This is a genomic window from Roseovarius sp. MS2, assembly GCF_051447875.1.
In the GTDB taxonomy this organism is placed as follows: domain Bacteria; phylum Pseudomonadota; class Alphaproteobacteria; order Rhodobacterales; family Rhodobacteraceae; genus Roseovarius; species Roseovarius mucosus_A.
The window spans coordinates 3,563,204-3,589,268 of record NZ_JBKHVF010000001.1; the positions used below are offsets into that span (position 1 = coordinate 3,563,204).

The window sequence follows — 26,065 nt, forward strand, 5'->3', positions numbered from 1 at the left end:
CCCCTGTTGTGTTCAGCCAGGCGTATTCAGTAGACGCCACCTTTCTTGGCCCGGGCAGAGAACTCCGTCTCCTTGCCGTCAGCCAACAATCTTGCCTGCTCAACCCAGTTGTCCCGGCTGACCCGCCCCTTGAAACCCTCAAGGTTCTGATCGACCCAACTGATCTCTTCCTCCGTCCATTTTGCGATCTGGTCAAAGTGGTAAAAACCCATGCTGTGCAAAAGCTGCTCCAGCTTGGGGCCGACACCTTTGATCATCTTCAGATCATCCGCGCCACTCTCGCGCGGTGCGCTCAGCACTTTGGGCTTTTTGCCCGGCGTGGGCTCGGCCCCGGCCTTCACGGGCTTGGCCGCCGGTTCAACCGCTGGCTTCGCCGTCGGTGTGGCCTGTGCCTCGGCCTTTGTGGCTCCGGTGGCATCCGCAGGCGTGGCAGGGGAAACCTTGGTCACAATGGCCACAGGCTCTGCGTTCTGCTTGACGGCTGATGGCGCGGGCTTGTGCATCGCGCCCTTGTCACGCCAGGGTGTCAACAGCGGCACCTCAGTCCCATCAATCCGCTTGACCGTATCGCCAATATCAACCGCCGCTTGCACGCTGGCATTATACTGTGCGCGGCCACTGTCAAAATCCTTGAGGCTGGTCAGCCCCGATTTCGGCTCGGCGGCATAGCGGCCATTCTGCGGCCCCGGCACAGGCACCTTGCCTGCCGCCAAATCGTCGATAATCTCGGCAAAGCGGGCGGCGGTCAGATCCTCGTAATAATCCTTGCCGATCTGCGCCATGGGCGCATTGGCACAGGCCCCAAGGCATTCCACCTCTTCCCAGGAAAACTTGCCATCCGCCGACAGATCAAACGCCTTGGGCGCGATCTTGTCTTTGCATACGGCAATCAGATCCTCGGCACCGCAGATCATACAGGTGGTGGTGCCGCAAATCTGGAAATGTGCCACGCTGCCCACAGGCTGCAACTGGAACATGAAATAGAACGTCGCCACCTCAAGGGCGCGGATGTAATCCATCGCCAGCATGTCAGCCACATGCTCGATTGCCGGACGGCTCAGCCAGCCCTCCTGCTCCTGCGCGCGCCACAAAAGCGGGATGATCGCGCTGGCCTGACGACCCTCGGGATATTTGCTGATCTGCCCCTCGGCCCAGGCCTGATTGGCGGGGCTAAAGGCAAAACTCTCGGGCTGTTGATGATAGAGACGACGTAGCATTCTCAGGCACAGGCTCCTGTAGTCAGTTTCACGCCCCCATCAGGCAGCCGAACGGCTCCGCCCGAGGACAGTTTATAGGCGGTGATGTCAAGCAGTTGCTGCCGCTCCAACCCGGTCTGGATTTCAGCAGCCAGATAGTCTGGCTCGGTCACAAGGCGGCACCCCAAGGATTTTGCGGCCGCATCATAACGGGCAATACCCTCTGCGCCCACACCCTCTGGCGGCAGGGCACATCCGGCCAAAACTCCAAACGCGGCCAGTGCCGCAAGACGCACCATGATCATAGGGCACACACCTCTTGTGAAATCGAGGCGGAGATATGATTGGTGTTCGTCACCACCTCCCCCTCTTGAAAAATCCTGCCGATGACCAGATGCAGCCCCGTGTCGGCCAACCCGGCCTCTGGTACCCTCTTGCCGGGATGAGAGGGCGATAGGTGACCGGCACGCGCGCCACGCGCACCCGCGAAATCAGCGACCGGCGCGCAAACCGTCAGCGTATCAAAACCGCTCATGACCCCTGCCCAATCGCCAAAACCGTTACACCGAACACGATCAAAGCTGCGATTCCCGCGCCGATGTGTTTGCTCACCGCCTGCCCCGCACGGGCGTAGATCCAGGAATCATGAAACGCCATATAGGCGAACGCCGCGAAAAGAAGCGCGATCACCTTTAAATCCCCGTACACAGTCGCCCCGACCGCCAGCACCAGCATTGCCACATAGCGATTGGCCATAACCTGCGGCAGTTGCTCGGCGCGATGGCTTGTTGCCACCATGCCTGCCACCGGGTCGCGCAGGAACAGGGCCGCCAATGCCCCCGTCACCAGCACCCCCGCGCCCGAAAGCGCTATGGCAAGGCTCGCCCAGCTCATTACCGGTCGATCTCCCCAAAGACGACGTCCATCGTCCCGATGATCGCCGCCACATCGGCCAGTTGATGCCCTTTGGCGACATGGTCCATCGCCTGCAAATGCAAAAACCCCGGCGCGCGCAGCTTGGCGCGGTAAGGGCGGTTGGTGCCATCCGCGACCAGATACACGCCAAACTCACCCTTGGGGGCCTCGACAGCGGCATAAACTTCGCCCTCAGGCACGCGGAAGCCTTCGGTATAGAGCTTGAAGTGGTGAATAAGCGCTTCCATCGAGCGCTTCATCTCAGCGCGCGCAGGCGGGGTGATCTTGCCCCGCGCCAGAATATCGCCCTGCCCCTCGGGCGCGCGCAATTTGGCAATCGCCTGATGGATGATCCGCAGGGATTGGCGCATTTCTTCCATCCGGCACAGATAGCGATCACAGCAGTCGCCATTCTTGCCCACCGGAACGAGGAAATCGAACTCGTCATAGCACTCATAGGGCTGCGCGCGGCGCAAATCCCACGCCATGCCAGACCCGCGCACCATCACACCGCTAAAGCCCCAATCAAGCGCCTCTTGCTGGCTGATAATGCCAATATCAGCATTGCGTTGCTTGAAGATGCGGTTTTCGGTCAAAAGCCCGTCGATATCATCCAGCACGCGAGGGAATTCATTGGCCCAGGTCTCGATATCGTCAATCAACGCCGGCGGCAGATCCTGATGCACGCCACCGGGGCGGAAATAGGCCGCGTGCAAACGCGCGCCGCAGGCCCGCTCATAGAACACCATCAGCTTTTCGCGCTCTTCAAAGCCCCAGAGCGGCGGCGTCAGCGCGCCCACATCCATCGCCTGCGTGGTGACGTTCAACAGGTGATTAAGAACGCGCCCAATCTCGCAATACAGCACCCGAATAAGGCTTGCCCGGCGCGGCACCTCGACCCCTGTCAGCTTTTCGATCGCCAGACACCAGGCATGTTCCTGATTCATCGGCGCCACATAATCCAGCCGGTCAAAATAAGGCAGGTTTTGCAGATAGGTGCGGCTCTCCATCAGCTTTTCGGTGCCGCGATGCAGCAGGCCGATATGCGGATCACAGCGCTCCACCAACTCGCCGTCCAGCTCCAACACCAGACGCAAAACGCCATGTGCTGCAGGGTGTTGCGGCCCAAAGTTGATGTTGAAATTGCGGATCTTCTGCTCGCCGGTCAGGGCGTCATCGAAACCTTTGCTGCCGTCCATCACTTCGCCCCCTTCTCATCACCAGGCAGGATGTATTCGGCACCCTCCCACGGGCTCATGAAATCGAACTGCCGGTATTCCTGCACCAGGCTCACAGGCTCATAAACCACGCGCTTTTGCACCTCGTCATAGCGCACTTCGGTATAGCCCGTGGTCGGGAAATCCTTGCGCAGCGGATGCCCGCGAAACCCGTAATCGGTCAGGATACGCCGCAAATCCGGGTGGCCAGAAAAGAGGATACCAAACATATCAAACACTTCGCGCTCGAACCAATTGGCCGCCGGATAGGCCTCGGTGATCGAGGGTACCATATCTTCATCACGCACAGCCACGCGCAAACGGATGCGGTGGTTCTGATACATGCTGAGGAAATGATAGACGACATCGAACCGCTTGGCCCGGTCGGGGTAATCCACCGCCGTAATATCCACCAGCGTGGAAAAGGCACAGTTCTGGTCGGTTTTCAGAAACTCCGCCAACCCATCAATATGGTTCAGCGCCACATCCACCGTCAATTCGCCAAAGGCGACATCCCAGCCCAGCACACAATCGCCGCGCTTATGCTCGATATAGCCGCCAAGTTCCTTGAGTGTTGCGCTCATCTGACAATCGTCCCCGTGCGGCGAATCTTGCGTTGCAATTGCAGGATACCGTAAACCAGCGCCTCGGCGGTCGGCGGGCAACCCGGCACATAGATATCAACCGGCACGATGCGGTCGCAGCCGCGCACAACGCTATAGCTGTAGTGGTAATAGCCGCCGCCATTGGCACAGGAACCCATCGAGATCACATACCGCGGCTCGGGCATCTGGTCATAGACCTTGCGCAGCGCGGGGGCCATCTTGTTGGTCAGCGTTCCCGCCACGATCATCACATCCGATTGACGTGGGCTGGCGCGCGGCGCAAAGCCAAAGCGCTCCACATCATAGCGCGGCATGGCGGTGTGCATCATCTCGACCGCGCAGCAGGCCAGACCAAAGGTCATCCAGTGCAACGACCCGGTGCGCGCCCAATTGATGATATCCTCGGTCGAGGTCAGCAGAAAACCTTTGTCCTGCAACTCGGCATTCAGCGCTTGCGTTGCAACCTCGCGATCCGGCCCTGCGGTATGGGCACCCGTCATCACTGCCATTCCATCGCTCCTTTGCGCCATTCATAGGCAAACCCGGCGGTCAGCACGGCCAGAAACACCATCATCGACCAGAACGCCGTCATGCTCAGATCCTGAAACGCGACAGCCCATGGAAACAGCAGCGCAATTTCGAGGTCGAAAATGATGAACAGGATCGACACGAGGTAGAATCGCACGTCGAACTTCATCCGCGCATCGTCAAAGGCGTTAAAGCCGCATTCATACGCGCTGACCTTTTCGGGATCGGGGTTGCGCACGGCCAGAACAACGGCGGCGAGGATCAGAACAAGGCCCAATCCAATGGCAACGGCCAGGAAAACGAGGATGGGAAGGTATTCCCTCAGCATCTCTTCCACGAGGTGGCTCCTTTCATGCGCATGGATCGGCGCATCAAGATGGCTGCATGACTACGCCGGGTTTAAACCCGCCCCGGTCAGGGGTCAACCGAGCGCGCGCAGGTTTGCCCCCCTCAAACGCCGGATTTTCGCGTTTTGCATGCGACGGTATGCCGAATAAGCCCGGAAAACCCCGCAGAGCAGCGTTTTCACATGCCGGAACGCGGCAAATCCGCGCGACTCAGCCTTGCCAGTGCGGTTTGCGTCGCTCGAAAAAAGCCCCGATGCCTTCGCGCGCCTCCGCCCCTTCCCAGCAGTCCGTCAACGCGCTGATCGTCATGGCAATCGTATCCTCGTCAATGCGCGGACCAAGCGCGCGCACCAGCGCCTTGGCCTGCCCAACAGCACCCGGCGCGCAGTCAAGATAGGGCGCAACTTCCGCCTCAACAGCGGCCTCTAGGTCCGCCTCGGGCACCGCCCGCGCCAATAGGCCAAGCTGCACCGCCTCGGCGGCGTCGAACCGGCGGCCAGACATGAAAACGCGCCGCGCGCGGGCCGCCCCCATCCGCGCCACCACATAAGGGCCAATCGTGGCCGGGATCAGCCCAAGACGCGTCTCGGTCAGCGCCATCAGCGCGTGATCCGCCCCAATCGCCACATCGCAAACGCTCATCAGGCCGATACCTCCGCCAAAGGCATTCCCCTGCACCCGGCCAATCAATGGCTTGGGCATCGAATCGAGCGCGCGCAGCATCTGCGCCAGCTTGGCGGCCTCACGCCCGCGCTGCACGGGTTCGGCGTCGAACTGATCGCGCATCCAGCCCAGATCGCCCCCCGCGCAAAATGTCTTGCCGCGCGCCGCCAGAACAACAACCCGCACGCCGTCATCCGCACCCAGTGCTTCGGCGGCCTCATGCAATTCCGCAATCATCTGCGCCGACATGGCATTATGCTTGTCTTCCCGCGCCAGCGTAAGGGTTGCCACCCCCCGCGCGTCTCTCTTGATGCTGATCGTCTCGCTCATCGCCATCCCCTTGTCACGAGTCTTGCCCCGCACCGCGCATCGCCCGCGCCATATCTGCCGCCCGCGCCAACACGCCCGCATCCAGCCCAGTCTCATACCCAAGCGCCGCAAGCCGCGCATGAACGGCTTCAGTGGCCACATTTCCCGCCGCCCCCGGCGCATAGGGACACCCCCCAAGACCGCCCACAGCCGCATCGAACACCCGCACCCCCTGCGCCAAGGCCACCTCGATATTCTCAAGGGCGCGGCCCGACGTATCGTGGAAATGCCCCGCCAAACGCTCCACCGGCACCACCTCGGCAACCGCCGCCAGCATCGCGGCAACCGCCTCGGGGCTGCCGCGCCCGATGGTGTCGCCAAGGCTGATCTCGTAACACCCCATCGCCCAAAGCGCTTCGGCCACCCGCGCCACTTCGGACGGGGCCACCGGCCCGTCATAGGGGCACTCGACCACACAAGACACATAGCCCCGCACCCGCAGCCCTTCGGCCCCCGCCGCCGCCATCACCGGCGCGAACCGCGCAAGGCTTTCGTCAATCGTGGCGTTGATATTGGCCCGCGAGAACCCCTCTGACGCAGAACCAAAGATCGCCACCTCATCTGCCCCCGCCTCGAGCGCATCGTGAAGCCCGCGCATATTCGGTGCAAGTGCTGCATAGCGCACCCCCGGCGCGCGCCGAATACCGCGCAGCACCTCGCCCGAATCCGCCATCTGTGGCACCCATTTGGGGCTGACGAAACTTGCCACTTCGATCCGCGCAAAGCCCGCATCGCTCAGACAATCCACCAGCGCAATCTTCTCTCGCGTGGGAATGTGCCGCGCCTCGTTCTGCAACCCGTCTCGCGGACCAACTTCGAAAATCTCGACACGCGCGCCCATCATGCCCCCTCCGGCACCGGATAAAACTCTTGGGTATAGAGATCCTGCACCCCGTCCCGCGCCTTGGCCCGCACATAGGCAGGCCGCGCGCGCAATCGTGCCCAATAGGCCATAAGGCGCGGATAAGCGTCCAGATCAACGTAATATCGCGCCAATTCAAACCCATAGGCGAACATCACATCCGCCGCCGAAAAGCCGGAAGGCAACAGATACTCCCCCTCCATCCGCGCCTCCATCGCCGCAAGGCTGGCGCGCAGGCGGGCATTCAGCAGCTTGACCACCACCGGCGCGGGCTGCGCGGGCGGGCGCAAAAAGACCTGATTGAGATTAAGGTTTTCCAAAAGACACCCCACCGTTTCGGCATAGCCGAAAATCTCCAGACACCGCGCCCGCTCCGCATTCCCCGGCGCAGGCATCAAGCCAGCCTCTGGATAGGTCTCGCACAAAAGCTGCACAATCGCGCCGCTCTCGAACCAGACCGCGCCCTGATGCTCCAGCACCGGCACGCGACCGGCAGGCGACAGCGCCAGAAACTCCGCGCTGCGCATCGAGCCGTCGCGGATCGAATAATACGCGACCTGATAGTCCAGCCCCAGCTCCTCCAAAAGCCACATGACCCGCAGCGACCGCGCCAGCGGCACATGATGAAGCCGGATCATACGCCCTCCTCCTCCAGCCGCACCAACGCCGCCCCGGCGCTGACCTGATCCCCCGCCGCGACCAAGACTTCGGCCACCACGCCATCGCGCGCGGCCAAAAGGCTGTGTTCCATCTTCATCGCCTCCAGCACCGCCAGCCGGTCGCCCTTCACCACCGCCTGCCCCGGCGTGGCATAGACCGCCTTGACCAGCCCCGGCATCGGGGCCTCGATCAACGTGGCATCACCCCCGGCGGCCCCCTCCCGCGCCAAGGGATCAACCAGATCAAAGACCAGCCCATAGCGTGCGAATACCGTGATCCGGTGGCCATCGACCGCCACTGCCGGTGCAGGCTGGCCATCCAGCCGCCAACTGCCGCCCAAATGCCGCGCCTCGACCCGCACGTCAGCAACCTGCAGATCATGCGCCGCAGCGCCCTGCGTGGCGACCCGCACCACGATCTCTGCACCGCCATGGATCAATCGCACCTCACGCTCCAGCGGGGCCCATAGAACAAAGCCAGCATCAGACGGCGCGCCCTCCAGCAGCCCCAGCCCCGCCAGTGCGGCCAAGGCTACATGCTGCGGCCCCGCCTCAGGCACCACCACCAATGTCTCGATATCGCGCGCGATCAGCCCGGTATCAACCTGCCCACCGGCAAAGCCCGCATGCCGCGCCAAGGCCCCCAGAAACCCAAGGTTCGTGACCGTGCCAGCCACTTCTGTGCCTTCCAGTGCTGCGGATAGACGCCGCAACGCCACAGCGCGCGTCGGGCCATGGGTGATCACTTTGGCGATCATCGGATCATACCAAGGGCTGATCTCATCGCCCGCCCGCACGCCACTATCGGCGCGGGCCAGCGCCGGAAACTCCAGATGCGAGAGCCGCCCCGTCGCGGGCAAAAAGCCCTTCGGTACATCCTCGGCATAAATCCGCGCCTCAAAGGCATGGCCGTTGATCGTCAGATCCTCTTGCTGCGCGGGCAGCCCCTCACCGGCCGCCACCCGCAATTGCCATTCGACCAGATCGACGCCGGTGATCGCCTCGGTCACCGGATGCTCGACCTGCAAGCGGGTGTTCATCTCCATGAACCAGAACCGGTCGGCGCGCAGCCCGTCAGACCCATCGACGATAAACTCGACCGTGCCCGCCCCACTATAGCCAATCGCCTCCGCCGCGCGCACTGCCGCCTGCCCCATCGCCGCGCGCATCGCCTCGGTCATGCCCGGCGCGGGGGCCTCTTCGATCACCTTCTGATGCCGCCGTTGCAGCGAGCAGTCCCGCTCAAAAAGATGCACCGCGCGGCTGCCATCGCCAAACACCTGCACCTCGATATGCCGGGGCTTCTGGATGTATTTCTCGATCAGCACGGCGGCATTGCCAAACGCCGTACGCGCCTCGCCCTGTGCACTTTCCAGAGCATCGACAAAGTGCTCGGGTTGCTCGACCAGACGCATGCCCTTGCCGCCGCCGCCCGCCACGGCCTTGATCAGCACCGGATAGCCGATGGCCTCCGCCGCCCCGGCCAGATGCTCGGGGTCCTGATTGGCCCCGTGATAGCCCGGCACCACCGGCACGCCCGCCTGCTCCATCAGCACTTTCGCGGCATCCTTGAGGCCCATCGCCCGAATGGCCCGCGCCGACGGCCCGATAAAGACCAGCCCCGCCGCCGCGACCGCCTCGACGAAATCGGGGTTCTCACTCAGAAACCCATAGCCGGGATGAATGGCCTCAGCCCCAGCTTCCAGCGCCGCCGCAATGAGTGCCTCACCGCGCAAATAACTCTCCGCCGGGGCCGCGCCGCCGATCCATACCGCGCGGTCCGCCAGCGCCACATGCGCCGCATCCCGGTCCGCGTCGGAATAGACCGCCACCACCTCGACGCCCATCGCCCGCGCCGTGCGCATGATCCGACAGGCAATCTCTCCCCGGTTCGCGATCAAGATACGTTCAAACATGGCGCGCGCCCCCGCATTCATCGGTCTTCAAATATTCAAATTCCACGGCTTGCCTCATTTTGATCCCTCTCAGCACCATCCCAGCCGCGCCTCGCCATCATAGGGTCGCGCCAATCCGCGCGAGATCATGGCGCGTGCCACTGCCACCCCGTCCGCCGAAGCAAAAACCAAGGCGCGACCATAATGATCGGTCCCTTCGCGGACAAATTTCAAATCTCTGGATGTCATCAGCATCCATCGCAACGCCCATTTCGCCCGAAGCGCGTTCTTGAACTCGGCCGCACATTTTGGCGAAAAGAACTCAGGCGTGTCGAACCCGGTCAAGCGCGCTTGGATCAACCCTCGGTTTGGGCAATAGAGGCGCAGTGTGTCTCCATCGGTCACACTCACCAGACGACACTTAGTGCTCTGCGCCCCGGTGAGCCCGATCAAACCGATCCGCACCGTCGCAACAGCATCCGCCCCAAGCGGCAGGATGACCAAGGCGACCGCTGCAGCCACCATCACACCGCGCCTGTAAAGCGCGGGATCAAGCAGCCGATCGCGCAACCTACACCGCGCAGGGCGCAACGGCGAGCGGTCGCGCGGGTTCGGCGGCGTTCCAACGTCCCATTTTGGATCTCGGCGCGGGCCCTTGTAACGGCGGGTGATCTTGCCTTTTCGCATACGCCCCCTCACATCCGAAACACGCCAAAGCGCGTTTCTTCCACCGGGGCGTTGAGCGCCGCGCGCAAGGACAGCGCCAGCACATCGCGGCTTTTGCGCGGGTCCACGATCCCATCATCCCAAAGCCGTGCCGATGCATAAAGCGGATGCGCCTGCCGCTCGAACATCTCGACCGTGGGGCGCTTGAACTCGGCCTCGTCCTCGGCCGACCACGTGCCCCCCTTGCGCTCGATGGCGTCCCGCTTGACCGTGGCCAGCACCCCCGCCGCCTGCTCGCCGCCCATCACCGAAATGCGGGAATTCGGCCAGGACCACATGAAGCGTGGCTGATAGGCGCGCCCCGCCATGCCGTAATTGCCCGCGCCAAAACTGCCGCCCACCACCATGGTGATCTTGGGCACAGAGGTCGTCGCTACAGCCGTCACCATCTTGGCCCCGTGACGCGCGATGCCCTCGTTCTCATATTTGCGACCCACCATGAAACCAGTGATATTTTGCAAAAAGATCAGGGGTATACGCCGCTGGCTGCACAATTCTACGAAATGCGCACCCTTTTGGGCAGCCTCTGAGAACAAGACGCCATTATTGGCTATGATCCCCACTGGACAGCCCTTGATATGGGCAAAGCCCGTGACCAGCGTCTCGCCGAACCGCGCCTTGAACTCATCGAGACGCGAGCCATCGACGACGCGCGCGATCACCTCGCGGATGTCATAGGGCGTGCGCAGATCAGCAGGCACGACGCCCAGCAAATCCTCGGGGTCATAGGCCGGTTCTTCGGATGCCTCCCAACGCAGGGTCGGCGCATTCGCTTTGCCCAACGATCCAACCGCCTGCCGCGCCAATGCCAACGCATGCCCATCATCCTCGGCCAGATAATCCGCCACCCCCGAAAGGCGCGTATGCACATCACCGCCGCCCAGATCCTCGGCGGTGACAACCTCGCCGGTTGCCGCCTTGACCAACGGCGGTCCAGCCAAAAAGATCGTGCCCTGATCGCGCACGATGATCGTGACATCGCTCATTGCGGGCACATAGGCACCACCGGCGGTGCAACTGCCCATCACCACCGCGATTTGCGCGATCCCCTTGGCACTCATCCGCGCCTGATTGTAGAAAATCCGCCCGAAATGGTCGCGGTCCGGGAATACCTCATCCTGATTGGGCAGGTTGGCACCGCCACTATCCACCAGATAGACGCAAGGTAGATGGCATTCCTCGGCGATCTCCTGCGCGCGCAGGTGCTTCTTGACCGTCATGGGATAATAGGTGCCGCCCTTCACAGTGGCGTCATTGCACACCACCATCACCTCGCGCCCCATGACGCGCCCGACGCCGGCAATCACGCCCGCACAGGGTGCCGCGCCCTCATAAAGCCCATGCGCCGCTGTGGCCCCCACCTCTAGAAACGGGCTGCCGGGATCAAGCAATCCCGCCACCCGGTCGCGGGGCAGCATCTTGCCGCGTGACACATGCCGCTCGCGGGCCTGCGCACCGCCCCCCGCCGCCGCCCACTCGGCAGCCTCGCGCACCACGCGCAACGCCTCCAGATGCCCGGCCCGATTGGCCTTGAACGCCTCAGACCCCGTCAGAACCGATGATGTCAAACGCATAGAGCCTCTCCCTGCCTTGGCACGATTGTTGCAAATATACCGCGCCCTCGCGGCCAAGGGCCTACTTGACCCATATCAAAGTTTTCCGAGTCGAATGCGCGCATACCGCCCCTTGTAAGAACAAGAGTGGACAGACCATGAAACATTTTACCGCCCTCACCCTTTCGGCTCTGCTTGCCTCTGCGGCAGTTCCGGCCTTCGCCCAGGAAAAGGGCGACTTCCTGCTCGGCCTCGGTCTTGGCTGGATCGAACCCGATAGCGCCACGACAACTGCCGTGGGCCGCGTGAGCGCCGATGGCGCGCTCAGCCCGACGATCACGGTGGAATACTTCATTGCCAAGAATGTCGGCATCGAGCTTTTGGCCTCGCTGCCCTTCGAGCATGACGTCGACCTCGCCGGTGCCGGTCAGGTTGGCGAGGTCAAGCACCTGCCGCCGACCCTCTCGCTGCAATACCACTTCACCAATTCCAGCGCCTTCACCCCCTTCGTCGGCGTCGGCGTCAACTACACCTACTTCTTCGATGAAAAAGGCAAAGGTCCGCTGGCCGGTGTCTCGCTTGACCTCGACGACTCTTGGGGTCTCGCGCTGCACGCAGGTGCCGATTACGCCATCAGCGAGAAATCCGCTGTGCGTCTTGATGTGCGCTACATCGACATCGAAACCGACGTCAAAGTTGGCGGCGCGCAGATCGGCAAGGTCAAGATCGACCCGTGGGTCTTCAACGTCGCCTATGTGATGAAATTCTGATCCCCTCCCAAATTGGATCGGACACTGAGGGCTGGAACATACGCCAGCCCTTTTTTCATGGTCAACGCGCATCACGTCTGCCCCTCCGCCACGGCCCGCGCCTTCAGGTCCTTGCGGATGACCTTGCCGGTCACGGTCATGGGCAGCGCGTCGAGAAAGGCAATCTCGCGCGGATAGGAATAGCCCGCCAACCGCCCTTTGACGTGATCCTGTAGCGCCCGCGTCAGCGCCTCGGACGGTGCGTGACCCGGTTTCAAGACCACATAGGCTTTGACAATTTCGGTGCGCAGGGCACAGGGCTTGCCAACCACGCCCACGGTCGCCACAGCCGGATGGGTCAGCAGGCAATCTTCGATCTCCGCCGGTCCGATCCGATAGCCCGCACTCGTGATCACATCGTCCTCGCGGCCCACAAAGCGGATATGCCCGCCCTCGATCACGCCCCGGTCGCCCGTGAGCAGCCAGTCGCCGCGAAACTTCTCTGCCGTCTCACGCGGTCTTTGCCAATACTCCAGCATCATCGAGGCGGAACCACGCCGCACCGCAATCTCGCCCTCGCCCTCTGTGACGCAGCCGTTGGCATCAATCACCGCCACAACATGCCCCGGCACCGCGCGGCCCAGACTGCCCGGCACTGGCGGATAGAGCGCCGCACAAGAGGTGCCCACCATATTGCATTCGGTCTGGCCGTAAAATTCGTTGATGGTCACGCCAAAGGCGCGGCGCCCCCACTCCAGCATTTCTGCCCCGAGCGGCTCGCCGCCGCTGGCAACACTGCGCAGGCCCGCGATGCGCGCCTCGGCAGCCCTGAGCATCCGCAGCGCAGTGGGCGGAAAAAACACATTTTTAACAGAGCCTTGCGATATGATGCTCGCGCAGTCTTCAGGCGAGAACTTAGCCATGCGCGCGGCCACCACCGGCACACCAATCGCCAAGCCCGGCATCAGCACATCAAACAGCCCGCCGATCCACGCCCAATCCGCAGGCGTCCAAAGGCAATCGCCGGGTTGACCCAGAAAATCATGGCTCATCTCGACACCGGGCAAATGCCCGGTCAGCACGCGGTGCGCATGCAGCGCACCCTTGGGGCTGCCCGTGGTGCCGCTGGTATAGATCAGCACGGCGGGCTCTCCGGCCCCTGTGTCCACGGTTGCGAATCGTCCCTCAGGCCGTGCCTCCTGCTCTGGTATAAGCGGTGTCACCCCCGGCAAGGCGCGCAGCATCACGGCACCTTCGACATCGGTCACAACCACCTTGGCCCCCGCATCGCCCACCCGGCTGACCAGCGCATCCTCCTTGAAGAGCTTGAAGAGCGGGATCGAAATCGCGCCAATCTTCCAGATCGCAATATGCGCAGCCGCACACCAGCCACCTTGGCTGCGCAGCACGCCCACCCGGTCGCCGCGCTGCACTCCGCGCGCCACCAAAATATGCGCCAGCCCATCCGCCATGATGCGCAGCGCGCCATAAGTCACATCACGCGGCCCCTCGCCCGACAGATCAATGATCGCCACGCGCTTCGGCTCTGCCTCGGCCCAACTGTCACAGACCTGCGCCGCCATGTTCAGACGCGCCGGGATGCTCCACCGAAACCCATCACAAAGCTGCGCGTAGGGCGCAGACCGCAGCAAAGGGCGCATCCCGCTCATGATGTCACCTCCGCCACATTCACATGCGCCACCCGCCCATAGGCATCGACGAAATATTCATAGCGCCCGCACACCACCACCAACCACAGATCGGCGCTCGTTGCCGGGCGCGCCGCGCAATCGCTGCGCAACGCCCCTTGCCCCGCCTCTTCCAGATATCGGGCGGCGACCCGCTCGATCACCGCGGTCTCGGTCGTCAACACCGCCCGCCCCCCGAGCAAAAGCCCGATGCCAGCCACCGCCGCAATCAGCGCCAGCACCGGCACAAAGAACAGACGGCGCGGCATGGGATCATTCCCCCAATTGGCTCGATTGCAGATAGAGCATCTGGCGCGCGGTCTCATGCAGATGACAACTGACCGAGGCCGGTCCCGCCCCCGTGCCGCCCCCCCATTGCGACGCGACATAGCTGCATTTCGCATCGCGGAACCCGATCCACGCCCGCTGCATCTCGCGCAAGGCGTCGGCCTGCTTTGGAGCATAGGGCGGGGCTTCGGCATCCCGCGCCTTAAATTTCGTGGACAGCGCCTGATACACCTCATTCAGCCAGCCATCCCAAGCGGCCCGCTCGTACTCCGTGCAGGCGCCCATGCCCACAGTGGAATAGCCGCCGGGAGTGGCGTTGATACAAGCCTCTGCGGCGATGCCTACGCACTCCTCGCCACCACCCGATTGCAAACAGGCCGCCACCGGCGCGATATCAAAGATAAGGTCCTGCGCCATGGCAGGAACGGGCAGCATCAATGCGGCGAAGATGATCGCTCTCATGCCATCGCTCCCATCAACTCGCGGCCCACCAACATGCGTCGGATTTCCGACGTGCCCGCCCCGATCTCCATCAGCTTGGCATCCCGGAACAGGCGCGCCACTGGCGCATCGGCCAAAAACCCCGCCCCGCCCATCGCCTGAACCGCCTGATGCGCCTGCACCATCGCCTGCTCACTGGCATAAAGACAACAGGCCGCCGCATCCTGCCGGGTCACATCGCCCCGGTCACAGGCCTTGGCCACCTCATAGACATAGGCGCGCGCCGAATTCATCGCCGTGTACATATCCGCGATCTTGCCCTGCATGAGCTGAAAATTCCCGATCGGCTGGCCAAATTGCTTGCGCTCCGCCAGATAGGGCATGATCTCGTCCAGACAGGCCGCCATGATGCCCGTTCCGATCCCCGCCAAGACGACCCGCTCATAATCAAGGCCCGACATGAGCACGCGCACGCCGCGCCCCTCTTCGCCCAGCACATTCTCGAACGGCACCTCCACATCGTCAAAGATCAACTCGGCCGTATTGCTGCCCCGCATCCCCAGCTTGTCGAAATGCGGCGATGTGCTGAACCCGGTCATCGTCTTCTCAATCAGAAAGGCGGTAATCCCCTTACTGCCCGCCTCCGGATCGGTTTTGGCATAGACCACCAAAGTATCGGCATCCGGCCCGTTGGTGATCCAGTATTTCGTGCCATTCAGAACATAGCGATCATTGCGCTTTTCGGCGCGCAGCTTCATGCTCACTACGTCGCTGCCCGCACCCGCCTCCGACATGGCCAGCGCGCCCACATGCGCACCACTCACCAGACCGGGCAGATATTTCCGCTTCTGCGCTTCTGTGCCGTTCAGCTTGATCTGGTTCACACAGAGGTTGGAATGCGCGCCATAGCTCAGCGAAACTGAGGCAGAGGCCCGCGCGATTTCCTCAACCGCGATCACATGCGCAAGATAGCTCATCCCGGCCCCGCCGTATTCCTCGGGCACGGTGATCCCAAGAAGGCCCAGCTCCCCCATCTCCTGCCAGAGCGCATTGGGAAAGGCGTTGCTGCGGTCCACCTCAGCCGCCATCGGCTTGACCCGCTCCTGCGCCCAGCGATGCACCATCTCACGCAGGGCGTTCACATCCTCGCCCAGATCAAACTGCATGACCGCATTGAACATCGCGCTTCCTCCCTCGAAACGGATTTATTGAACACTTGTTCATTTTATACACAGATGCTGTCACCCGTCAATCACAAGCCTGCTCAGGCTTTGGGCATAGCACCGCCGACACAGGCCCATTATTTAGATTTTTCAGACTTTGTCCCCTGACTTGCCATATTTGACGTGCAATACTTGCCAAAACCCGACTTTTGAGGTCACGCAGAATGCCACATGCCGAGATCAAGACCGTGGCGCAATGGGCGCGGGGCACCGATTGGCACCTCACGCTTCAGCACACATGCCCCGATCACGCGCTCATCTGGATCACCCGTGGGCAGGGAATCGCCGTTGTCGATGGGGTGCGGCGCGGTATCGGCGTGCACAATGCGCTGGCCATTCCCGCAGGGTCGATGTTTTCCCTCGATCTGGGCAAGACCGGCTTTGGTCTGGTCTGCATCCTGCCTGCGGGCGGCCCCATCTTGATGCCGGATCACGCGCAACATCTGCGCATCCGCGATGTTACCAGCCAAAATGAACTCACCGCCATTCTCGAGGCGATGCAGCGCGAGCAATCCGCCCGCCGCGAATTCATGGACGAGGCGCTTAACGCACAGGCGCGGATGCTGACCGTCTGGCTGCGTCGCGCCATGATTGCCCAAGGACCGCAAGAGCGGCCCAATTCCAGCACCCGTTTGATGCAGGCCTATGCGGCCCTTGTGGCCCGCGATTTCACCAGCGGGCGTGCCATGGCGGTCTATGCGCGCGCGCTGGGCGTCACGCCAACCCATCTCACGCGCGTGTGCAAACAGGCTTCAGGCCTGACCGCCGCTGACCTACTGACAGAACGCAGCCTGCACGCCGCCCGCGACATGCTCGAAGCGGGCGAGCTACCTATTGGCCAGATTGCTGCCAGCTTGGGCTTTGGCAGCGCCGCCTATTTCTCGCGCTTCATCCTGCAACACACGGGCGTTACCCCATCGGCGCTGCGTCAGGCCGCGACCACACGCAAACCGATGGCTGCAGCACACTGAGCGTGCACGATATCGTGCAGCGGGTTGCGCTTTGAGCACGCGCATTATCTAATGAAGCAGAACAGACTGCCTCGCATAGACCGAAAGCCCCTGATGCCGCGCCAAATCCCCCCCGTTCCGCACTCCGCCACCCTTTGCGATGCGCAGGCCCTGCGCGCAGGCAGGATGCAACGGCGCGAATTCCTGACGCGCGCTACGGCCTTGGGTCTCAGCGCCGGTGCAGCCTATGCGCTGGGTGGTCTCAGCCAACCTTTGCACGCAAAGCCCGCCATCGCTCAGGGCGGCACCCTGCGTATCCAGCAAAATGTAAAACCCCTGAGCGATCCGCGCAGCTATGACTGGAGCGAACTGGGCAACCAAACGCGCGGGTTTCTGGAATATCTTGTCGAATACCAAAGCGACGGCACCTTTACCGGCATGCTGCTCGACAATTGGCAGGTCAATGAGGACGCCACCCGCTATTTGCTGCACCTGCGCGCCAATGTGACATGGAACAACGGCGATCCCTTTACAGCGCGGGATGTTGCCCGAAACATCGCCCGCTGGTGCGACACCACGGCCGAGCGCAATTCAATGGCGGGCCGCTTTGCAGGGCTGATCGACCCCGATACCGGTCAGGCGCGCAAGGATGCCATCACCGTGCTTGATGATCTGACCCTTGTGCTCAGCCTCTCGCAACCTGATATCTCGGTCATCGCCAATATGGCCGATTATCCCGCCGCCCTTGTGCACGAAAGCTATGACGGCGGTGATCCGTTCCTCAATGGCATCGGCACCGGCCCGTTCCGCCCCGTCAGCCTTATTCCCGGCGAGCGGTGCATTCTCGAACGCCATCCCGAGCATCGCTGGTGGGGCACCGAGGTGTTTGGCGGGCCCTATCTTGACCGGGTAGAGTTCGTGGACCTTGGCCTTAACCCTTCGGCTTGGCTTGGCGCTGCGGAACGCGGAGAGATTGACCTTCTCTATGAAACAGTCGGCGATTTCATTGATGCGATGGACGGGATTGGCTGGGCCAGCACCCGCACCGAAACCGCCGCCACAACCGTGATCCGCGCCTCACAATCTGCGCGCATGGTTGGCACCAACCCCTATCTCAACCGCGACATTCGCCGCGCCATGGCGCTCGCTGTCGATAACGAAATCTGTCTTGAACTGGGCTATGGCGGGCGCGGCACGGTTGCGGCCAATCACCATGTCAGCCCGATTCATCCCGCCTATGCCGATATCGGCCCAGCCCCTTATGATCCCGCGCAGGCCCGCGCGACCATCGAGGCGGCAGGGCTTTTGGGCTTTGAGCACGAGCTAGTCACCGTCGATGACGAATGGCAGCGCAACACCGGCGACGCGGTCGCGGCGCAATTGCGTGACGCTGGCCTTACCGTGCGCCGCCGCATCCTGCCCGGCCCGGAATTTTGGTCCAATTGGCGCGAATTTCCGTTTTCCGCAACACAGTGGAACCACCGTCCGCTTGATGTGCAGGTGCTCAGCCTTGCCTATCGCTCTAACGCCGCCTGGAACGAAAGCGGCTTTGCGGATGAGAAATTCGATGCCCTGCTCGATGAGGCCAACCGCCTGAGCGATGCCGACCGCCGCCGCACGGTGATGGAACAGCTACAGACCATCCTGCGCGACGAGGGCGTGATCATTCAGCCCTATTGGCGCGCGCTTTTCAACCATCACAACGGCCAAGTCGTGAATGCCGAAAAGCATCCCGCCAACGAGATTCACCTCTACCGGATCGGTTTTGCCGCGTGACTGCGCACAGGATCAGCTGCCCAAGATCACCTTGACGTAATTGCGCGTCTCTTTAAACGGTGGCACCCCGCCGTATTTCGAAACCGCCCCCGGCCCCGCGTTATAGGCCGCAAGCGCAAGGCGCCACGACCCAAACGTGCGGTACTGCTCCGCCAGATAGCGTGCGCCACCTTCTAGGTTTTCACGCGGATCATGTGGATTGACACCCAGAATCCGCGCCGTATCGGGCATCAGCTGCGCAAGCCCAATCGCCCCCTTGTGCGAGCGTGCATCCGCCCGCCAGCCGGATTCCTGCTGCACCAACCGCAAAAACAAATCCTCAGGCACCTGATACCGTCGCGCCGCCTCCTTGGCCAAATCAAGATATGGCCCGCGATAGGCCCCCCGGAACGTCGGGGACAGATCATCCCACATCGTCGGCGTCTTGACCCGCTCTGGCTGAAGCCGCACAGAATTGTTGTATTGCTGGCGCGCGCGGTTATCGAGAACCTTGGTCTGAGATTTGAACAGGCTGACCCGGCTCTTGCTCGACAGAACATCCGCCTCTGAGACACCCGGAACAATCAGCCCAAAGGCCACAAGCGCGCTTGCGATCCACCGCATTACTGTCCTGCCCTCATCCACCACTTTGGCCGCACTATATGCAATAATTTCGAAAATTCGAGACTTCTTTTGCCCCTTGGCCCCGGATCAGCAGCTTTCGTCGTATTTACCGACAATTTTAACCTTTCCTTCACGCCGATGCGGTGGTGTAACCGTCAGACGCGAACCATGGCATGATTCAAGGAGGGCGCGATGTCCGGCTCTGTTAACAAGGTAATTCTCATCGGCAATCTGGGCCGCGACCCCGAGGTCCGGACCTTTCAGAACGGCGGCAAGGTGTGCAACCTGCGCATCGCCACCTCCGAAACGTGGAAGGATCGCAACAGCGGCGAACGCCGCGAGCGCACCGAATGGCACACCGTCGCCATCTTCTCCGAAGGGTTGGTGCGCGTGGCCGAGCAATATCTGCGCAAAGGCTCCAAGGTCTATTTGGAGGGCAAGCTGCAAACCCGCAAATGGCAGGATCAGTCCGGTCAGGACAAATACAGCACCGAAATCGTGCTGCAAGGCTTTGATGCAACCCTCGTCATGCTTGATGGGCGTGGCGAAGGCGGGGCCAGTGGTGGCGGCGGCGGCAGCTATGGCGGCGGTCAGGATCAGGGCTACGGCGGCGATTATGGCGGCGACTACGGCTCTTCCCCGGCCCCCGCATCAAGCGGCGGTGGGTCGCGCCCCGCGCGCGATATGGATGACGAAATCCCGTTCTGATGCGCTGCCTTTAACGCGCCCTCACCAGTTACTGCGCTCTGATCGGGCGCAGGAACCGGCACATCTGTGATCCCCGGCACCCGCCCCGGCCCCGCCGACACCGCGCAATCCCCCTGCCTTGCCCGCCTCAAACTGGGCAACGGTGCCTTGGCACAACGCCTTGGGCCGAGTATGCTGGCCTTGCCCCGCGTCACCCCCCTGTTCCCAAAGCGACACAACCACGCGGCATGATCCGGCCCGAGGGATGCTTTGCCTCTGGTCTTTCCGCGTCGCGGCGTATAGGGCGCAGGCGAACAATGTCAGGACAGCTACACCCCATGGATCTGCGCAATATCGCCATCATCGCCCACGTCGACCACGGCAAGACCACGCTCGTCGACCAATTGCTGAAACAATCTGGTGCCTTTCGCGCCAATCAGGCCGTCGATGAACGCGCCATGGACAGCAATGATCTGGAACGCGAGCGCGGCATCACCATCTTCGCCAAACCCACCAGCGTTCTTTATAAAAAGACCCGCATCAACATCGTCGACACCCCCGGCCACGCCGATTTCGGTGGCGAGGTAGAGCGGATCCTGTCCATGGTCGATGGTGTCGTGTTGCTTGTCGATGCCGCCGAAGGCCCTATGCCGCAAACGAAATTCGTAACCTCCAAGGCACTGCGCCTCGGGTTGCGCCCCATTGTCGTGCTCAACAAGGTCGACAAACCCGATGCAGAGCCTGACCGCGCGCTCAACGAATGTTTCGATCTTTTCGCCTCGCTCGATGCCAATGACGATCAGCTCGATTTCCCGCATATGTATGCCTCGGGCCGCGCCGGTTGGGCCGATCACGATCTTGAAGGCCCGCGCAAGGATCTCTCGGCGCTCTTTGACCTGATCGTCAACCACGTGCCCGCGCCGAAACAACTCGCCCATATCGACGAAGATTTTCGCATGTTGGCCACCACGCTTGGTGCCGACCCCTTCGTTGGTCGTCTGCTGACAGGCCGCGTCGAATCAGGCCGCCTCAAGGTGGGCCAGACCGTGCAAGCCCTGAGCCGCATCGGCCAGAAAATCGAACAGTTCCGCGTGACCCGCATTCAAGCGTTCCGCGGCCTTTCCAGCCAAGACATCGACGAGGCGACAGCCGGCGATATCGTCAGCCTCGCGGGCATGTCCAAGGCAACTGTGGCCGATACGATCTGCGCCCTCGCCGTCGAAGAGCCGATCGAAGCACAGCCGATTGATCCGCCCACCATCACAGTGACCTTCGGCATCAACGACAGCCCCCTCGCTGGGCGCGAAGGCAAAAAAGTCCAAAGCCGGGTGATCCGCGAACGCCTGATGAAAGAGGCCGAATCAAACGTCGCCATCAAGGTAACCGATACCCCCGGCGGTGACGCCTTTGAGGTGGCCGGACGCGGCGAATTGCAGATGGGCGTTCTGATCGAGAATATGCGCCGCGAAGGCTTTGAACTCAGCATTTCGCGCCCGCAGGTTCTGATGCGCGAAGGTGACAAGGGCGAACGTCTGGAACCGATCGAAGAAGTCACGATTGACGTGGACGACGAATACACCGGCGCCGTGATCGAGAAAATCACCGGCCCGCGTCGTGGCGATCTGGTCGAAATGAAGCCCTCGGGTGCCGGAAAAACGCGCATCATCGCCCATGTGCCGTCGCGCGGCCTCATCGGCTATCATGGCGAATTCCTGACCGACACGCGCGGTACAGGCGTGCTCAACCGTGTGTTCAACTCTTGGGCCCCCCATCGCGGCCCGATCCCCGGTCGCCGCGCGGGCGTTCTCATTTCGATGGAGAATGGCGAGGCGGTTGCCTACGCCCTCTGGAACCTCGAAGAGCGTGGCCGCATGTTCCTTGGCGCACAGGCCAAGGTCTATACCGGCATGATCATCGGCGAGCACAGCCGCGACAACGATCTCGAGGTGAACCCCCTCAAGGGCAAAAAGCTGACCAACGTGCGCGCCTCGGGCACTGACGAGGCCGTGCGCCTGACCACGCCCATCACCATGAGCCTGGAAGAGGCCATCGCCTATATCGACGATGACGAATTGGTCGAGGTGACACCGCAATCGATCCGCTTGCGCAAACGCTATCTCGATCCGCATGAGCGCAAGCGCATGTCCAAGAAAGACTAAAACGATTGTCCCCGGCCCCGCGCCGGGGACTTTGTTTCAAGGCGCGATCATATAACGCCCGACGGGGATCAGCCCCTTGGCCCCCCGCCGCGTCACGATGATCTCGCCCGATCCGACACCAAGGCCGGTCAGCGCCGTGATATTGACCTGATGGGTCACGATCAGCACCCGCGCCGCCTCGGGCAATGTTTCGATCATCTGCAACGTCGCCTTGGTCTGCCCCTCGGGGTCACCCTGCCCTGCGTAAAAGGAATCGAGCGGCGGTTGTTCCACCACCGTCCCCATCTCCATCAACGCCGCTGTGTCCAGCGCGCGGCACCAGCGGCTGGACCAGACGTGATCAAATGTCACCCCCGCCGCCCGCAAGGCTGCTCCGGTCTCTTGCGCCTGCGCCCGCCCCCGCGCATCCAGATTGCGTTGTGTTGCGCAGTCTCTTAGCCGAAACGCTGCCGGATCACCCGTTCCCGGTGCCAAAGCATGCCGCATCAACGCCACCACCCCCGGTGCCTTGAGTGCAGACAGATCCGCAGCCCCGGCCAAACTGCCCGCCACGATCATCCAAAATGTCAGTAAAAACCGCATCGCCCACTCCTGCTTTGACGCAAAAGCTAGGGCCACGCGGCAGCCGGTCCAGCCTATTCAGTGATCTCGACGATCACCAACTCCCGCTCAGAGGCCCCGCGCGCATGATCAAGCGCCGCTTGATACTCCGGACTGTGGTAACACGCCTCGGCATCCTCAACGCTCGGGAACCGCGCCACCACATTGCGCGGCCGCTCCTTGCCCTCCAACTGCACGAACCGCCCGCCGCGCGCGATAAACACGCCGCCATGCTTGGCAATCGCAGGCCCGGCAAGGGCGGCATACCGGCCATAGGCCTCGGTGTCGGTCACGGTCACATGGGCAATCCAGAGGGCAGGCATTGTAGAAATCTCCTTTAGTTTCAGTTAGATACCGTCCACAAGCACGATATCACGCTCACTGCTGTTCAGCGCCAGTGGCAAAATGCGGCGATAGGCGTCAGAGCCATACCACTCCAGTGCCCTTGCCCGGTCGGGAAATTCGATGATCACATGCCGGTCGGGGCAATTGCCCTCCAGCACCTGCTGCGCGCCCCCCTTGACCAGAAACCGCCCGCCGAACTTTTCGGCTGTCGCCACGGTTTGACTGGCATAGGATTGATAATCCAGCGGATTCGTAACCGTGATCCGGGCAATGATATAGGCGCTCATCCATCCTCCCTAGGAGGTCATGACCCCCTCGATAACCCCGGTGGCCGCCGCAATCGCGGCCTCCGCCCCGTCCATGCTCGTACCGCCGCCCTGCGCCATATCCGCACGGCCACCGCCGCCCTTGCCGCCCAGTTCGGCCACCGCCGCGCGCACCATCTCCACCGCCGAAATCCTGTCGGTCAGATCCTCGGTCACACCCGCCGCTACAGCCACCTTGCCGCCGGTATCGGCAATAAGCAAGACCGCACCAGAGCCAAGCCGCGCCTTATGCTCGTCGATGAGCGGCGGCAGATCCTTGCCCTGCACGCCCGTTAGCACCTGCGCGATGAGCTTGACACCGCCCACCTCGCGCGCCTCCGCGCCGCCTCCCTGCCCGGCCCCGCCTGACATCGCCAATTCGCGGCGCAGCTGCGCCACCTCATTGGCCAATGCGCGGCGCTCCTCCATCAGCCCTTTGACGCGCTCCGCCACATCCTCGGGCCGCGCCTTCAGGTCCGAGGCCACCTGTCCCAAACGCGCCGCCTGCCCGCTCAGATAATCGAACGCCGCCGCACCGGTCAGCGCCTCGATCCGGCGCACGCCAGCACTCGACGCCGACTCCGCAAGCGCCACGAAAACACCGATATCCCCCGTGCGCCGCACATGCGTGCCGCCACACAACTCGATCGAATAGGTCCGACCATCAGCGCCCTTGCCCGATCCCTCGGCCTGCCCCATAGACACGACGCGCACCTCATCGCCGTATTTTTCACCAAAAAGCGCCTGTGCGCCAAGCGCACGCGCGTCATCGGGGGCCATGATCCGCGTCTCAACCGGCGCGTTCTGGCGGATATAGTCGTTAACCTCGCGCTCGACCCGCTCCAACTCCGCAGCACTCAGCGCCTTGGCATGGCTGAAATCGAACCGCAGCCGGTCCTCCGCATTCAGCGAGCCACGCTGTGCCACATGCTCGCCAAGCGCGCCGCGCAGCGCCTCATGCAAGAGATGCGTCGCCGAATGGTTGGCCCGGATCGCACTCCGGCGGGTATGCGACACCTCCAACTGTGCCGCCTGCCCCGCCTTGATCTCGCCGGTTTCGACCACGGCGATATGCACGAAAACGCCCGCCACCTTCTTCGTGTCGGCCACACGCACCTGGCCTGTTTCGGTCTTGAGCAGGCCGCTATCGCCCACCTGCCCCCCCGATTCTGCATAAAACGGCGTCTGGTTCAGCACGATCTGAACGCTCTCGCCCATGGTTGCCGCGCTGACCCGGCCCCCGTCACGCACCAAGGCCACGATCTGCCCCTCGGCCCGCTCCGTGTCATACCCCAGAAAATCCGTCGTGCCTTTTTCCTCGGCAATATCGAACCAGACCGCTTGATCCGCCGCCTCGCCCGTGCCCGCCCAAGCCGCGCGCGCCTTGGCCTTTTGCTCGGCCATTGCCGCGTCAAACCCGGCGGTATCCACGTCACGCCCTTTTTCACGCAGCGCATCCTGCGTCAGGTCAAGCGGGAAACCATAGGTATCATAAAGCTTGAACGCCGTCGCCCCCGGCAGGGCCGCGCCCTCGGCCAGATCGCTCAACTCGTCATCCAGCAGCCGCAAGCCGCGCTCCAACGTCTGCTTGAACCGCGTTTCTTCCAGCTTCAGTGTCTCTTCGATCATCGCCTGTGCGCGGCCCAGTTCCGGAAAGGCCTGCCCCATCTGCGCCACCAAGGCAGGCACCAAACGGTGCATTACCGGGTCCTTCGCCCCCAGCATATGCGCATGCCGCATCGCCCGCCGCATGATCCGGCGCAGCACATAGCCGCGCCCCTCGTTGGACGGCATCACGCCATCGGCCATCAAAAACGACGTCGACCGCAAGTGATCCGCGATCACCCGGTGATGCACCCGCCCCGGACCATCCGGATCCTGGCTCGTCGCATGCGCGCTCGCCTCAATCAGGCTGCGCATCAAATCCGTGTCGTAATTGTCATGCTTGCCCTGCAATAGCGCGCCAATCCGCTCAAGGCCCATGCCTGTGTCAATCGACTGCATGTCAAGCGCGCGCATCGAGCCATCCTCGAACCGCTCATTCTGCATAAAGACAAGGTTCCAGATCTCGATGAACCGGTCGCCATCCTCCTCGGCACTGCCCGGAGGGCCGCCCCAGATGCTGTCGCCATGATCATAGAAAATCTCGGTGCAAGGACCGCAGGGGCCCGTCGATCCCATCGACCAGAAATTATCATCCGTCTTTATCCGGATGATCCGGTCATCGCTGAGGCCTGCGTATTTCTTCCAGATATTCGCTGCCTCATCATCAGTGTGATAGACCGTGACCAAAAGCTTGGATTTGTCGATCCCAAAATCCTTGGTCAAAAGATCCCAAGCATAGGGGATCGCTTGTTCCTTGAAATAATCGCCGAAACTGAAATTGCCCAGCATCTCGAAAAACGTGTGATGCCGCGCCGTATAGCCCACATTATCCAGATCGTTATGCTTGCCGCCCGCGCGCACGCATTTCTGGCTGGTGGTCGCGCGCACATAATCGCGATGCTCCACCCCGGTAAAACAGTTCTTGAACTGCACCATGCCGGAATTGGTAAACATCAGCGTCGGATCATTGCGCGGCACAAGCGGTGAACTGTCGACAACGCGGTGATCGTTGCGCTCGAAAAAGCTCAGAAAGGTGGAACGGATTTCATTCAGCGTGGGCATGGGCATCTCTTTCCGGGGCGTGTGTGGGCCTGCGTTCCGCTGATTTAAC

The 26,065-nt window shown here is 62.3% G+C and carries 28 protein-coding genes; 5 read left to right on the forward strand and 23 right to left on the reverse strand.

What is annotated here, in order from left to right; all coding sequences use genetic code 11:
* Positions 1-26: 26 nt before the first annotated feature.
* The 14 genes from ACLGGT_RS17455 to ACLGGT_RS17520 all read right to left on the reverse strand — a co-directional run bounded on the left by ACLGGT_RS17455 (position 27) and on the right by ACLGGT_RS17520 (position 11,556).
* Positions 27-1,217 carry an NADH-quinone oxidoreductase subunit E gene (locus ACLGGT_RS17455; protein WP_437197018.1) on the reverse strand — a complete coding sequence of 397 codons (1,191 nt, stop codon included), beginning with the start codon at positions 1,215-1,217 and terminating at the stop codon, positions 27-29.
* A 2-nt stretch (positions 1,218-1,219) separates the two neighbouring features.
* Positions 1,220-1,501, reverse strand: coding sequence for a hypothetical protein (locus tag ACLGGT_RS17460; RefSeq protein WP_008280997.1), 282 nt, complete (start codon positions 1,499-1,501; stop codon positions 1,220-1,222).
* Positions 1,498-1,731: a hypothetical protein gene (locus tag ACLGGT_RS17465; RefSeq protein ID WP_437197020.1), complete on the reverse strand. Its 234-nt coding sequence runs from the start codon at positions 1,729-1,731 to the stop codon at positions 1,498-1,500. The genes ACLGGT_RS17460 and ACLGGT_RS17465 overlap by 4 nt, the downstream gene beginning before the upstream one ends.
* Positions 1,728-2,090 carry a hypothetical protein gene (locus ACLGGT_RS17470; protein ID WP_008280999.1) on the reverse strand — a complete coding sequence of 121 codons (363 nt, stop codon included), beginning with the start codon at positions 2,088-2,090 and terminating at the stop codon, positions 1,728-1,730. Before ACLGGT_RS17470 ends, ACLGGT_RS17465 begins: the two co-directional genes overlap by 4 nt.
* Positions 2,090-3,310 carry an NADH-quinone oxidoreductase subunit D gene (locus ACLGGT_RS17475; RefSeq protein ID WP_437197022.1) on the reverse strand — a complete coding sequence of 407 codons (1,221 nt, stop codon included), beginning with the start codon at positions 3,308-3,310 and terminating at the stop codon, positions 2,090-2,092. Before ACLGGT_RS17475 ends, ACLGGT_RS17470 begins: the two co-directional genes overlap by 1 nt.
* Positions 3,310-3,912: an NADH-quinone oxidoreductase subunit C gene (locus ACLGGT_RS17480; protein WP_008281001.1), complete on the reverse strand. Its 603-nt coding sequence runs from the start codon at positions 3,910-3,912 to the stop codon at positions 3,310-3,312. Before ACLGGT_RS17480 ends, ACLGGT_RS17475 begins: the two co-directional genes overlap by 1 nt.
* Positions 3,909-4,442, reverse strand: a complete 534-nt coding sequence (locus tag ACLGGT_RS17485) for a NuoB/complex I 20 kDa subunit family protein (protein ID WP_008281002.1) — start codon at positions 4,440-4,442, stop codon at positions 3,909-3,911. Before ACLGGT_RS17485 ends, ACLGGT_RS17480 begins: the two co-directional genes overlap by 4 nt.
* A complete protein-coding gene (locus ACLGGT_RS17490; RefSeq protein ID WP_037297635.1) occupies positions 4,433-4,798 on the reverse strand; it encodes an NADH-quinone oxidoreductase subunit A in 366 nt (121 codons plus the stop codon). The genes ACLGGT_RS17485 and ACLGGT_RS17490 overlap by 10 nt, the downstream gene beginning before the upstream one ends.
* A gap of 220 nt (positions 4,799-5,018) precedes the next feature.
* Positions 5,019-5,801 carry a crotonase/enoyl-CoA hydratase family protein gene (locus ACLGGT_RS17495; RefSeq protein WP_437197024.1) on the reverse strand — a complete coding sequence of 261 codons (783 nt, stop codon included), beginning with the start codon at positions 5,799-5,801 and terminating at the stop codon, positions 5,019-5,021.
* Between the two features lie 13 nt (positions 5,802-5,814).
* A complete protein-coding gene (locus ACLGGT_RS17500; RefSeq protein ID WP_437197428.1) occupies positions 5,815-6,681 on the reverse strand; it encodes a hydroxymethylglutaryl-CoA lyase in 867 nt (288 codons plus the stop codon).
* Positions 6,681-7,340, reverse strand: a complete 660-nt coding sequence (locus ACLGGT_RS17505; protein ID WP_219434416.1) for a glutathione S-transferase family protein — start codon at positions 7,338-7,340, stop codon at positions 6,681-6,683. Before ACLGGT_RS17505 ends, ACLGGT_RS17500 begins: the two co-directional genes overlap by 1 nt.
* Positions 7,337-9,277 carry an acetyl/propionyl/methylcrotonyl-CoA carboxylase subunit alpha gene (locus ACLGGT_RS17510; protein ID WP_437197026.1) on the reverse strand — a complete coding sequence of 647 codons (1,941 nt, stop codon included), beginning with the start codon at positions 9,275-9,277 and terminating at the stop codon, positions 7,337-7,339. Before ACLGGT_RS17510 ends, ACLGGT_RS17505 begins: the two co-directional genes overlap by 4 nt.
* A 69-nt stretch (positions 9,278-9,346) precedes the next feature.
* Positions 9,347-9,781: a thermonuclease family protein gene (locus ACLGGT_RS17515; RefSeq protein WP_437197028.1), complete on the reverse strand. Its 435-nt coding sequence runs from the start codon at positions 9,779-9,781 to the stop codon at positions 9,347-9,349.
* 170 nt (positions 9,782-9,951) lie between these two features.
* Complete coding sequence (locus ACLGGT_RS17520) at positions 9,952-11,556, reverse strand: carboxyl transferase domain-containing protein (protein ID WP_219434418.1); 1,605 nt, start codon at positions 11,554-11,556, stop codon at positions 9,952-9,954.
* Positions 11,557-11,693: 137 nt separating this feature from the next.
* Between ACLGGT_RS17520 and ACLGGT_RS17525 the strand changes: the two genes are divergently transcribed.
* Entirely contained in the window at positions 11,694-12,305 is a 612-nt protein-coding gene (locus tag ACLGGT_RS17525) for an OmpW/AlkL family protein (protein WP_008281010.1), read from the forward strand.
* A 71-nt stretch (positions 12,306-12,376) separates the two neighbouring features.
* Here ACLGGT_RS17525 and ACLGGT_RS17530 read toward each other — a convergent pair whose 3' ends face one another.
* Genes ACLGGT_RS17530 through ACLGGT_RS17545 form a run of 4 tightly spaced genes read right to left on the reverse strand, consistent with a single transcriptional unit; the run spans position 12,377 to position 15,882 of the window.
* Positions 12,377-13,954: an AMP-binding protein gene (locus tag ACLGGT_RS17530; protein WP_437197030.1), complete on the reverse strand. Its 1,578-nt coding sequence runs from the start codon at positions 13,952-13,954 to the stop codon at positions 12,377-12,379.
* A complete protein-coding gene (locus tag ACLGGT_RS17535) occupies positions 13,951-14,241 on the reverse strand; it encodes a hypothetical protein (RefSeq protein ID WP_008281012.1) in 291 nt (96 codons plus the stop codon). The genes ACLGGT_RS17530 and ACLGGT_RS17535 overlap by 4 nt, the downstream gene beginning before the upstream one ends.
* Positions 14,242-14,245: 4 nt before the next feature.
* Positions 14,246-14,722: a lysozyme inhibitor LprI family protein gene (locus ACLGGT_RS17540; RefSeq protein ID WP_437197032.1), complete on the reverse strand. Its 477-nt coding sequence runs from the start codon at positions 14,720-14,722 to the stop codon at positions 14,246-14,248.
* A complete protein-coding gene (locus tag ACLGGT_RS17545) occupies positions 14,719-15,882 on the reverse strand; it encodes an isovaleryl-CoA dehydrogenase (RefSeq protein WP_437197033.1) in 1,164 nt (387 codons plus the stop codon). Before ACLGGT_RS17545 ends, ACLGGT_RS17540 begins: the two co-directional genes overlap by 4 nt.
* A 206-nt stretch (positions 15,883-16,088) precedes the next feature.
* On the opposite strand from ACLGGT_RS17545, the gene ACLGGT_RS17550 reads away from it, so the two are divergent.
* Together ACLGGT_RS17550 and ACLGGT_RS17555 are read left to right on the forward strand one after the other, a co-directional pair.
* Positions 16,089-16,895 (forward strand): helix-turn-helix transcriptional regulator, encoded by an 807-nt coding sequence (locus ACLGGT_RS17550; protein ID WP_437197035.1) that lies wholly within the window; start codon positions 16,089-16,091, stop codon positions 16,893-16,895.
* 93 nt (positions 16,896-16,988) lie between these two features.
* Positions 16,989-18,650: an ABC transporter substrate-binding protein gene (locus ACLGGT_RS17555; RefSeq protein WP_037297647.1), complete on the forward strand. Its 1,662-nt coding sequence runs from the start codon at positions 16,989-16,991 to the stop codon at positions 18,648-18,650.
* A 12-nt stretch (positions 18,651-18,662) separates the two neighbouring features.
* Here the strand turns inward: ACLGGT_RS17555 and ACLGGT_RS17560 are convergent, their stop codons facing one another.
* A complete protein-coding gene (locus ACLGGT_RS17560; protein WP_437197037.1) occupies positions 18,663-19,253 on the reverse strand; it encodes a lytic transglycosylase domain-containing protein in 591 nt (196 codons plus the stop codon).
* A 192-nt stretch (positions 19,254-19,445) separates the two neighbouring features.
* Between ACLGGT_RS17560 and ACLGGT_RS17565 the strand changes: the two genes are divergently transcribed.
* Together ACLGGT_RS17565 and typA are read left to right on the forward strand one after the other, a co-directional pair.
* Positions 19,446-19,961, forward strand: a complete 516-nt coding sequence (locus tag ACLGGT_RS17565; protein ID WP_151979441.1) for a single-stranded DNA-binding protein — start codon at positions 19,446-19,448, stop codon at positions 19,959-19,961.
* 317 nt (positions 19,962-20,278) lie between these two features.
* On the forward strand, positions 20,279-22,099 hold the full coding sequence (gene typA, locus ACLGGT_RS17570) for a translational GTPase TypA (RefSeq protein ID WP_008281019.1): 1,821 nt from the start codon (positions 20,279-20,281) through the stop codon (positions 22,097-22,099).
* Between the two features lie 36 nt (positions 22,100-22,135).
* Here typA and ACLGGT_RS17575 read toward each other — a convergent pair whose 3' ends face one another.
* From ACLGGT_RS17575 to alaS, 4 genes are read right to left on the reverse strand one after another with little or no spacing between them, the layout of a single operon-like run.
* Positions 22,136-22,681, reverse strand: coding sequence for a histidine phosphatase family protein (locus ACLGGT_RS17575; RefSeq protein ID WP_437197039.1), 546 nt, complete (start codon positions 22,679-22,681; stop codon positions 22,136-22,138).
* A 53-nt stretch (positions 22,682-22,734) separates the two neighbouring features.
* Positions 22,735-23,022 (reverse strand): DUF1330 domain-containing protein, encoded by a 288-nt coding sequence (locus ACLGGT_RS17580; protein WP_081506190.1) that lies wholly within the window; start codon positions 23,020-23,022, stop codon positions 22,735-22,737.
* A gap of 24 nt (positions 23,023-23,046) precedes the next feature.
* Entirely contained in the window at positions 23,047-23,331 is a 285-nt protein-coding gene (locus ACLGGT_RS17585; RefSeq protein ID WP_008281023.1) for a DUF1330 domain-containing protein, read from the reverse strand.
* Between the two features lie 9 nt (positions 23,332-23,340).
* Positions 23,341-26,016 (reverse strand): alanine--tRNA ligase, encoded by a 2,676-nt coding sequence (gene alaS / locus ACLGGT_RS17590; RefSeq protein ID WP_437197041.1) that lies wholly within the window; start codon positions 26,014-26,016, stop codon positions 23,341-23,343.
* Positions 26,017-26,065 lie beyond the last annotated feature (49 nt).

Bases quoted from the DNA above. Each gene is read 5' to 3' on its own strand.
- ACLGGT_RS17455 (WP_437197018.1), bottom strand. From the start codon at position 1,217: ATGCTACGTCGTCTCTATCATCAACAGCCCGAGAGTTTTGCCTTTAGC.
- ACLGGT_RS17460 (WP_008280997.1), bottom strand. From the start codon at position 1,501: ATGATCATGGTGCGTCTTGCGGCACTGGCCGCGTTTGGAGTTTTGGCC.
- ACLGGT_RS17465 (WP_437197020.1), bottom strand. From the start codon at position 1,731: ATGAGCGGTTTTGATACGCTGACGGTTTGCGCGCCGGTCGCTGATTTC.
- ACLGGT_RS17470 (WP_008280999.1), bottom strand. From the start codon at position 2,090: ATGAGCTGGGCGAGCCTTGCCATAGCGCTTTCGGGCGCGGGGGTGCTG.
- ACLGGT_RS17475 (WP_437197022.1), bottom strand. From the start codon at position 3,310: ATGGACGGCAGCAAAGGTTTCGATGACGCCCTGACCGGCGAGCAGAAG.
- ACLGGT_RS17480 (WP_008281001.1), bottom strand. From the start codon at position 3,912: ATGAGCGCAACACTCAAGGAACTTGGCGGCTATATCGAGCATAAGCGC.
- ACLGGT_RS17485 (WP_008281002.1), bottom strand. From the start codon at position 4,442: ATGGCAGTGATGACGGGTGCCCATACCGCAGGGCCGGATCGCGAGGTT.
- ACLGGT_RS17495 (WP_437197024.1), bottom strand. From the start codon at position 5,801: ATGAGCGAGACGATCAGCATCAAGAGAGACGCGCGGGGGGTGGCAACC.
- ACLGGT_RS17500 (WP_437197428.1), bottom strand. From the start codon at position 6,681: ATGGGCGCGCGTGTCGAGATTTTCGAAGTTGGTCCGCGAGACGGGTTG.
- ACLGGT_RS17505 (WP_219434416.1), bottom strand. From the start codon at position 7,340: ATGATCCGGCTTCATCATGTGCCGCTGGCGCGGTCGCTGCGGGTCATG.
- ACLGGT_RS17510 (WP_437197026.1), bottom strand. From the start codon at position 9,277: ATGTTTGAACGTATCTTGATCGCGAACCGGGGAGAGATTGCCTGTCGG.
- ACLGGT_RS17515 (WP_437197028.1), bottom strand. From the start codon at position 9,781: ATGGTGGCTGCAGCGGTCGCCTTGGTCATCCTGCCGCTTGGGGCGGAT.
- ACLGGT_RS17520 (WP_219434418.1), bottom strand. From the start codon at position 11,556: ATGCGTTTGACATCATCGGTTCTGACGGGGTCTGAGGCGTTCAAGGCC.
- ACLGGT_RS17525 (WP_008281010.1), top strand. From the start codon at position 11,694: ATGAAACATTTTACCGCCCTCACCCTTTCGGCTCTGCTTGCCTCTGCG.
- ACLGGT_RS17530 (WP_437197030.1), bottom strand. From the start codon at position 13,954: ATGAGCGGGATGCGCCCTTTGCTGCGGTCTGCGCCCTACGCGCAGCTT.
- ACLGGT_RS17535 (WP_008281012.1), bottom strand. From the start codon at position 14,241: ATGCCGCGCCGTCTGTTCTTTGTGCCGGTGCTGGCGCTGATTGCGGCG.
- ACLGGT_RS17540 (WP_437197032.1), bottom strand. From the start codon at position 14,722: ATGAGAGCGATCATCTTCGCCGCATTGATGCTGCCCGTTCCTGCCATG.
- ACLGGT_RS17545 (WP_437197033.1), bottom strand. From the start codon at position 15,882: ATGTTCAATGCGGTCATGCAGTTTGATCTGGGCGAGGATGTGAACGCC.
- ACLGGT_RS17550 (WP_437197035.1), top strand. From the start codon at position 16,089: ATGCCACATGCCGAGATCAAGACCGTGGCGCAATGGGCGCGGGGCACC.
- ACLGGT_RS17555 (WP_037297647.1), top strand. From the start codon at position 16,989: ATGCCGCGCCAAATCCCCCCCGTTCCGCACTCCGCCACCCTTTGCGAT.
- ACLGGT_RS17560 (WP_437197037.1), bottom strand. From the start codon at position 19,253: ATGCGGTGGATCGCAAGCGCGCTTGTGGCCTTTGGGCTGATTGTTCCG.
- ACLGGT_RS17565 (WP_151979441.1), top strand. From the start codon at position 19,446: ATGTCCGGCTCTGTTAACAAGGTAATTCTCATCGGCAATCTGGGCCGC.
- typA (WP_008281019.1), top strand. From the start codon at position 20,279: ATGGATCTGCGCAATATCGCCATCATCGCCCACGTCGACCACGGCAAG.
- ACLGGT_RS17575 (WP_437197039.1), bottom strand. From the start codon at position 22,681: ATGCGGTTTTTACTGACATTTTGGATGATCGTGGCGGGCAGTTTGGCC.
- ACLGGT_RS17580 (WP_081506190.1), bottom strand. From the start codon at position 23,022: ATGCCTGCCCTCTGGATTGCCCATGTGACCGTGACCGACACCGAGGCC.
- ACLGGT_RS17585 (WP_008281023.1), bottom strand. From the start codon at position 23,331: ATGAGCGCCTATATCATTGCCCGGATCACGGTTACGAATCCGCTGGAT.
- alaS (WP_437197041.1), bottom strand. From the start codon at position 26,016: ATGCCCACGCTGAATGAAATCCGTTCCACCTTTCTGAGCTTTTTCGAG.